This window comes from Streptomyces sp. AC627_RSS907 (genome assembly GCF_019049165.1).
The window spans coordinates 1-1012 of record NZ_JAGMUE010000403.1; the positions used below are offsets into that span (position 1 = coordinate 1).

The 1012-nt window shown below is 72.6% G+C and carries 1 protein-coding gene and 1 pseudogene; both read left to right on the top strand.

Annotation, left to right across the window (positions count from 1 at the left end; translation table 11 throughout):
- Nucleotides 1-637 (top strand): helix-turn-helix domain-containing protein (locus KUM32_RS44280; protein ID WP_254406635.1); only part of this gene is annotated, 637 nt, incomplete at its 5' end.
- Nucleotides 638-639: 2 nt separating this feature from the next.
- Nucleotides 640-1012, top strand: a pseudogene (locus tag KUM32_RS36135) (hypothetical protein); the annotation flags it as partial.

Sequence of the window (1012 nt, forward strand, 5' to 3'; positions counted from 1 at the left end):
GCGCAGCACGGTCTACCGCATGCCCTTGGCGGCCAAGGACCTGGTCCAGGGTGTTCCAGAGCAGCAGGAGGCTGGTGGCGAAGCTGATTCGGCGACCGAGGCTGACAGCGTCGAGCGGCCTCGGTTCTCACATCTGCGGCGCTACGGCATCCGCCCCCGCGAGGTACCGGATTCCCTCGCGAAGGACCGGAATCCGGCAGACCCCGAAACCGGCACCTCGCAACGGAATCCGGTACCCCGACGTACCGGTTCCGGGTACCTCGGGGTACCGGATTCCGGCCCCCAGAACCGTAGGGAACCGAAGGTGAACCGGAGTAGCAGTGGTGGTGCTGCTGTGACGTCGGCCAGCCAGTGGCGGATCGACCCAGCCACCCACACCTGGACCCGCCAACACGGGCACCTGGAGCGCCTGGGCGAGGAGGGCCTGCGGGCAGCCGACGCGAAGTGGCGCGCCCACCGGGCCAGCCACAGGCCCAGGTCGGCACGGGCCTGGGCAGCCGACTGGCGCTCGTGGATCGCCCGCGAGCACGCCCCCAGCCCCAACTCCGGGGCCCTGCTGGGTGGCATGACGCGCGCCGAGGCGCACACCGCCGCGCTCCTGGCCGCGCTCGACGAGCCGAGCGGACGGGAGGGCTGATCGTGGATCGCCGCGAAATCGCCGCGCTGTTGGCCTACATCGGTCGGCTCGACCAGCGCACCATCCGTACCGACCCGGGCGAGGCTCGCGACCAGCTCGCTCAATGGCACGCGCTGCTCGGCGATGTACCGATAGTCACCCCGCACGGCTGGGACGCCCGCGTCGCCGCCCGCCAGCACATCCGCACCTCGCCGTACCAGATCCTGCCCGCGGACGTGGCCCGGCCCTGGGAGAGCTACCGGCGCGATCGCCTAGCCCGGCACACCGACCCCACGCCCTCCGTCGACCCGGACGACCAGGCCGCCTGGTCCGCCGAGCTCCTCGACACACGGCACGCCGTCGCCACCGGCGCGGCGCAGCCCGCCCAGGCCCGGG